We start from the raw sequence: 7116 nt of genomic DNA on the forward strand, positions 1-7116 counted from the left end.
GTTTCAGCCCCAGGAGCGCGACGAGTGTTATAGATAACGCTATCAGAGTTATCAAACTTGATTATCTGACCTGTTCTAGTGGGGACAGGGACTTTAGGGCTGAGAAACTGCCCCACCATCTTGCTTTTTTGAGACTTGATTCCTTGGACAACGCGAGTCAGTACTAAGTTTTGATTTAAACTTGCCTGACGGACGGACATAGTTGGTGGCATATGCGTTTAGGTAATAGGTAGTGGGTAATGGATTTTCTTTAGGTAATAGGTAATAGGTAATAGGTAATAAACTTTCTTTACCTATTACTTATTACCTCTTACCTATTACTTTTAAAAGCTACGCTTTTATCGCTTCGGGCTTGATTTCAACGGTGATGAATAAATTGGCATTACTATCGCTCAAGGCACGGGCAACGATATAGTTCCCCGCCACGGCAGGGACGAGTTTTCCCCCTGCCCCCACAGCTAAATCTTGACCGTTAGTAACCGCTGCCCCAACGATCGCACTTGCTGTATTATCTGTGGTGCAGGCAATATAATCGCCCACCGCCCCCGATTGTCTACTGATTCCTTGCATTGACTGACCTGCAATGGCAAGTCCGCCGTTGTAACCGACGGCGTAACCCGCTTCAACGGCGGACTGGGTTAGCTGGATAGTCCTAACGTTTCCATCTTTGTTGGCTAAATAAAATGGTGATGCTTGTCCTGGCATGGCTTTTTAGGTAATAGGTAATAGGTAATAGGTAATAGGTAGTAGGTAACTTTTGATTAACGATTAACGGGTAACGATTAACGAGCGTTAATCTTTAATCGTTACTCGTTACTTAACGAAGTACCGCTTTGGCTGCTTGATTGAAGTCATCATCGTCATTGGGGTCTAGGCTGTGTTGTTCGCAATAGTGGAGAATCTCCTCAAATTCGTCTCTGGATTCGTCACTAATGCTTGCCCCTGGCACCGCATTGAAATCGATTGCCCGATGGGCTGCTGAATCATCATTATCTTTGGCAAATTCGCCATAGTCGATAATTTTCGGCTGGCTGGATAGGTAGTCTTCCATAAAAGATAATTGCTGTTCATCAAGGCTCATGAGAAATTCAGGTAGGGACTGCTGAGTTTCTTCCCCCTCGCCAAATTCCAATAGGCGATCGCCTATTTGTTGGGCAGCTAGTTGTCCTTCTCTAACTAAGTTCTCGCAAAAGTTGGTAATTTTATCAAATTTGCGATCGCTCCTTTCTTTTTCAGCTTTGCGCTGTTCGTTTTGTACCTGAAATTCTAGTAACTTGCGAGCGCGTCGCTCTTCGGCTAGTTCCGCTGCGTAATCAATAGTTTCTTCGCTCATATCAATAGTTTTCTTTTTCTTTTTAGTGGGGGGGGTTTCCTCTTGTTCATCCTCCTCGTCTTCATCTTCCATATCTTCCATTTCTAAATCTGGGTCTACTTTAGGGTTAGTTTTCATATTTTTACTCTTATTAGTTTGTAGTTTGGAGTTTGTGGTTTGAGCGGAGGAAATGCGCGGGTTTCCCGCGCTTATTCCACTCCGCTCGTGTGCTTCGTCCTCCTGATATAGCGATGGCAAGGGAATTGCCCTCATCCCTCCGCCAGATTCATGGGTCTTTTCAAGCTCATTTATTCTTCGTCGTAGTTGATCAAGTTCGTTCTGCTGGAAACGATCATCCATAACCATAGATTCGATAGAACCTGCTGGCAGAATTTTCTCTGCTTCCTCTTTGCCATGTTTTTCAATCAGCCAGTCACGAAGGTTGGAGAACAGCGATCGCATTGTGAAGATACTAAATTCTAATGCCTCCCCTGTTTCCTTCAGTTCCCCAGGGAAGGAGAAATCCAAGGTGTGTTCTGCGGGGTTATATCCTGTTTCAGAGAAGGTGGGGGCAGCCAACCCTTTAATGGCTGGGGGACTTGCTCCCAGAAAGCCTAGGTGGCGCAAACTCCACTTGCCTGGGGTCGGGTTGGCGTGGTGCGTTGGGGGATAAAAACTAGGAGAAACCGAAAGCAGTTCTCCATTATCAAAATGCTCTTTAATCTTGGGGGATAACTTGTCAAAGGAAATCTTTAAGCGATCGCCCACCATCTTTAGCCCAGAAGCCACCCCATAGGAAAGCTCTTTATTGGCATGTAGCTTGTCGTCGGGGATTCCTTTTGTGTCGTGAGAAATTATGGCAGGAGCCTTAAAGTTGTTAGGGTCGTAGGACTCTATAACCTCCTGAAAAAATTCAGGGGTAAATTCTTTGACCACCCCACGACTATCTATTTGTCTTCCAAGCTTTCCAGCTTCTATCTCTACAGGCATTCGATGTACTGAGAATAACTATGTTAATTATTCCCAGGGAATAATTTAGGTAGGAGGTAGTAAGTAGAAGGTAGTAGGTAAGAATACTCCGAACCCACTACCCACTACCCACTACCCACTACCTAAAGAAAACCTTGCCCAGAGAAAAACCCCGCCAAATCACTGCCGAAATAGCCACCATCCGCAATAATCACCTCCATTACGGTGGTTATGCTTATGGTGGAGAACACCGCATCCAGCCCAAGGATGGGGTGTTAATTGATCGTGGCTCAACCAAGGGGTTTGAAGCCCTAAGAGATGTGATGCGCGACCCTCATACTTTTGCCGTGCTGCAAAAACGCTGGGGTTCGGTAGTTGAGCGTGAATATGAGGTGATTCCTGCCTCAGATAAACGGATCGACAAAAAAGCAGCGGAATTGGTTGAGCGACAGTTAAAAGCGATCGGCTCCTTTGATGAGGAATTGGATGAGGGGGAACTAGTCCCTAATATTTATGGTGGCTTCGATCAGGTTTGCTACAACCTATTAAAAGCGGAACTGTATGGGTTTCAGCCTGCGGAAATAATCTATGGCACAAACGGTACAGAAATCTATCCCAAACAAATTAAAGATAAATCCCCTGGTAGATTTGTTTATTTAGCTGGAGATAAAGGCTATCGCTTCCGCCTTTTAACTCTAAAATCCCCCTGGAATGGCGTTAAACTGCCACCGAAAAAGTTTATTACTCATACTTTCCACCCTGAAGACGACAACCCCTATGGCTGGGGGATGGGGGGCAGACTATTTTACCCAGTTATGTTCAAACGCAAGTTAGCGGAATTTGCCTTAGTCTATGCCGATAAATTTGGCTCTCCTACAGGCAAGGGTACTTATCCAGATGGGAGGGAAGATCTGCGGGACATGCTGATTGAAGCCATGAATAACATGGCACAAGAAGCGGGAATTGTTGTGCCTGAAGGGTGTAATTTTGAGTGGATGGCGATCGCCCAAGGTGGAGGCGACGTGTACACCAATCTCATGGATTATTTTGACCGTGAGATATCCAAGACGGTACTGGGAGAAACAGGTAGTACAGATCAGCAAGGCAGTGGGGGAAGTCGCGCCAGGGATCAGGTAGGGAATGAGGTCAGGATTGAGATTACCAAGCAGTCTTCTGACTTTCTATCTGGCACTCTTAACAATACTTTACTTAAGTGGCTTACTTGGTACAACTTTGGCGATCAGGCTCAGCCCCCGACAGTTTGGCGCAAATTCCCCGAACTGGAACAGAAAGAGGATTTGAATGGGCGATCGCAACGAGACAGCACCATCTCAACCATGATGGAACTCAAGCCCACCAGAAAGTATATTGAAGAAACCTACTCGATTGAATTAGAAGAAAAAACAGAGGAAGAGCAACAGCAGGGGGGGTTGAATAATCAGTTATCGGGAATATTTGATCAAAGTAACGAGGAGCAAGGAACGAGTAACGAAAGTGAAGCAGTAGAATTATCAGAATCATTTAATTTCGCTTCTGCCAAGCAAATTCTTAAATGGAACGGATTAGAAATCGGCGTTGAAAACTTGCCTGGCGATCGCCGTCACGATAAAGTTCTCAAGTCTGGTTACGGGCATATCAGAGGAACTAAGGGCGCAGATGGAATGGCTCTCGATGTTTACTTCCATCAAGATGTACCGAACCCCGATATCAAAACCTCGGATAAACTATTTAAAATTACTCAGTTAGATCAAAATGGCAACTTTGACGAACACAAGTACATGGCGGGGTATGCATCAAAGACTGCTGCCAAGCAAGCCTACTTAGCACAAATGCCCAAAGCCTTCTTTGGCGGCATCAAGAAAGTGGCGATCCCGAAGGGTACGCGGAGCGTAATCGCTTCCCTTGACGAGTATCGCAAACGGTCATCACGAGCTGCCGAGGAAACCTCGGCAGACGTGACCTTACCAGTAAAAGACCAGTCTGATATATTTGCCAATCAGTCCGTCGAAGCAGTATTACCAGGTCACGTTTTGAGTGGTCAGCTGACCACTCAAAAGCTGACCTTAGAAATCGATCGATGGCGATCGCTTATCAACAAAGAAGTCCAACGAATAAACTCCCTCCCCCTAGATGATGCTGGCAAATTCAATGAACTCGAATCTTCTCTCTACAAACTTTATGACCAAATGGATGGTGATAAATATGGAGAGATTTTGGGAGAGGCGATCGCTGTTGCTGAGTTTGCTGGCAGATACGACGCTTTTAAAAGTAACGATTAACGATTAACAAGTAACGAAAGACTGCGCTCGTTACTTTTTATATCCGAAGGTGTCCCACGGGATACCGCTTCGCGACGCGGAGCTAGTCCTTTAGGGCATATATCCTTTAGGACTTGTTACTCGTTACTCAAAAAGTTACCTATTACCTATTACCTATTACCTATGATTAGTCTTCCCGAAAACCCAACTCCAGAACAGTTTGCTCAAGCCGAGCCACTAATAGTCAAAGCAATTATCGAAGAAACTTACACCGATGGCATTGATAACGTTGATTTTCGTCGCGTTAAGCCAGGGCAGTACACAGGCGAGTTTAGAGACGGCAAAAAACGCTTTCAGTTCGACTTTGAAGCTGATAAAGGAATTAATTATAAGCCGATAAACCCAGAGGAAATAGACTAAGAAGGTAGTGGGTAGTAAGTAGAAGGTAGTAGGTAAAAAGATTAATGCTCGTTAATCGTTACTTGTTAATTAAAGAAACTCACTACCTATTACCTATTACCTATTACCTATTACCTAAAAAGATGCCTAAAACCAAACAAAAATCGAAATCTTGTAATCGTGGTTATCCCTGTGGAGGGAGCTGCATCTCCCGTGGGTTTAACTGCCGTAAGAAGCTAACAGGGCAAGCCAGTAATTATGCTGATTGGCTAAAACGCCAGGGCGATCGCCTGGGGGATGAGTTTAACAAAGAAGCAGGAAAAAGGTTGGCAGTAGAGATAAATAGCAAGCTCAAAATCAATAAATCCAAGAATGTTAAAGATGGATTAAAAGGATTATTGTCAATTGTGAATGATGCCAATAAATCTGTTTTAGAGTCGGACAAGAAAATGCTCGCAGTAATTCAAGATCTTCTAAAAAATTCAGAGAAAAATATTGAAAATTATCAACGAAAATTAAAGCAGAAAAAAATAACTCAATGGGATAAGGATTTCTATTCAAATATGCTTGAAGATGCTCAAAAAGAGCAAAAAATCGCAAAACAAGAAGTTCAAGAGTTAACAGAGGCGATCGCCAAAAGAGAAAAAGAAATTGCCCAAGATTCTCCCCAGAATCAAATCAAAAAATTCAGTCGGGCATCAGAGATAGATAAAGAACTGAGGCAATTGAAAAGCGATCGCGCTCGAAGGCTCGCGAGGAATCTATCCGATGCCGACAGGCTTAAAAAACTACTTGACGAAAGTGTAGGAAAAGCTAATCAAATTGTGCCGTTTAAAAAGCGACGCGGGGAGATCAAAGATGAGGACGAGACTACGTCGTCGTACGGCGTAGCTCGATACGTCCGTTTTGCCGAGGATACAAGCATTAAGATCCTGGTAGACAGATATTTAGAATTGCGATCGCAGCTTGAGGAAGCAATGCAATCCATTGAAGAAATTCTCGACGAATTCGCGTTAATCGTTAATCGTTAATCGTTACATATGCCCCCAATTAAATTTGATGAGGCGATGCCTACGGCTAGCTCCGCAATCGCCTTTTATAAACAAAAGCTCCCACTGCCAACCGAGGTATGGGATCAGGTAATCAACGAGTCTCAAGACTGGGCTTTTACCCTGGCAGGAGTTGAGAAGGCATCGGTATTGCAGTCGGTATTTGACTTGATTCTCAAGGTAGTCGAAGGGAGATCTAATACTTTGACTACTTACGAAGACTTTGCCAAAAACTTCAACCAGGCAATGGTCACAGGAGGCTATGGAGAGCAGCAGCCCTGGCGTACTAAATTAGTTTTTAAGCAGAACATCAAGACGGCATATAGCGCAGGTAAGTACCGAACCCTATCTACCCCTGAAATGATTAAGCGTCGCCCTTATTGGCAATACATTCACGATCACCCCATAGTCCCTCGCCCTCATCACAAAGCACTGCACCTTAACATTTGGCGGGCTGATGATCCTATCTGGGACAGCATCATGCCTAAAAATGGATTTGGCTGTAACTGTGATATAGTAAGCCTTTCAGAACGCGATATGATAAGAGAGGGTCTAGATCTGGCTACTCCAATTACTGAAAGGATTAATCTTCGCGATCGCCTAACTGGGAAAACTCAATCTGTCCCCGCGATCGCCGTCCCCAAGTCAGAGTTTAACGGAAACTATCCATCTGGGGCGATTATTGATGGTGACATGGTACTTGCTCCCATCGCCGAACCAGGTTTTAACTATGCTCCAGGCAAGTCGCAGCCTGAGCAAAGAGAGGAAATATTACAGGGGGCGATCGCTCGGCTGAGTCCACGACTGCAAAAAAAGGTAATAGGTAATAGGTAATAGGTCGCTACGCTGCAACCGACCGCTACGGGCTACGCCCTTCGCTGGTTAACTAGAGAGGTCGCAGACCGAACGGGCGGCATAGGCGAAGCCACTTATTACCTATTACCTATTACCTATTACCTCAAACGATGCCCAACAATAACGACCTAACCAAATTAACCCAAGCCCTATCTCGTCTGGCTCAGAGAACCTCTAATCTTAAGCCAACTCTAAGCGCGATCGCGGCTTATCAAGAAAGACAGTGGCAGAAGGCTTTTGATGCCAACCGTACCCCAGAGGGTAATCCTTGGCA

Annotated in this window: 7 protein-coding genes and 1 pseudogene; 5 read left to right on the plus strand and 3 right to left on the minus strand. The window is 44.8% G+C overall.

Annotation, left to right across the window (positions count from 1 at the left end; genetic code table 11):
* The 3 genes and pseudogenes from ACRC32_RS14900 to ACRC32_RS14910 all read right to left on the minus strand — a co-directional run.
* A pseudogene (locus ACRC32_RS14900) lies at positions 1-212 on the minus strand (hypothetical protein); the annotation flags it as partial.
* Positions 213-330: 118 nt separating this feature from the next.
* Positions 331-705 (minus strand): hypothetical protein, encoded by a 375-nt coding sequence (locus ACRC32_RS14905; protein ID WP_438554709.1) that lies wholly within the window; start codon positions 703-705, stop codon positions 331-333.
* Positions 706-817: 112 nt separating this feature from the next.
* A complete protein-coding gene (locus tag ACRC32_RS14910) occupies positions 818-2302 on the minus strand; it encodes a hypothetical protein (protein WP_438554710.1) in 1485 nt (494 codons plus the stop codon).
* Between the two features lie 134 nt (positions 2303-2436).
* On the opposite strand from ACRC32_RS14910, the gene ACRC32_RS14915 reads away from it, so the two are divergent.
* The 5 genes from ACRC32_RS14915 to ACRC32_RS14935 all read left to right on the plus strand — a co-directional run.
* The gene (locus ACRC32_RS14915) at positions 2437-4560 is read left to right on the plus strand and encodes a phage portal protein family protein (protein WP_438554711.1); all 2124 of its coding nucleotides are present in this window, start codon (positions 2437-2439) and stop codon (positions 4558-4560) included.
* Positions 4561-4722: 162 nt separating this feature from the next.
* Positions 4723-4959 carry a hypothetical protein gene (locus ACRC32_RS14920; RefSeq protein WP_438554712.1) on the plus strand — a complete coding sequence of 79 codons (237 nt, stop codon included), beginning with the start codon at positions 4723-4725 and terminating at the stop codon, positions 4957-4959.
* A 122-nt stretch (positions 4960-5081) separates the two neighbouring features.
* Positions 5082-5969: a hypothetical protein gene (locus ACRC32_RS14925; RefSeq protein ID WP_438554713.1), complete on the plus strand. Its 888-nt coding sequence runs from the start codon at positions 5082-5084 to the stop codon at positions 5967-5969.
* A gap of 9 nt (positions 5970-5978) precedes the next feature.
* Positions 5979-6821, plus strand: coding sequence for a phage head morphogenesis protein (locus ACRC32_RS14930; RefSeq protein ID WP_438554714.1), 843 nt, complete (start codon positions 5979-5981; stop codon positions 6819-6821).
* 131 nt (positions 6822-6952) lie between these two features.
* Positions 6953-7116, plus strand: a 164-nt coding sequence (locus ACRC32_RS14935; protein WP_438554715.1) for a phage virion morphogenesis protein, incomplete at its 3' end; no start/stop codon positions are given.

Origin of the sequence: Chroococcidiopsis sp., from assembly GCF_051657925.1 — a bacterium.
Lineage (GTDB): Bacteria > Cyanobacteriota > Cyanobacteriia > Cyanobacteriales > Chroococcidiopsidaceae > Chroococcidiopsis.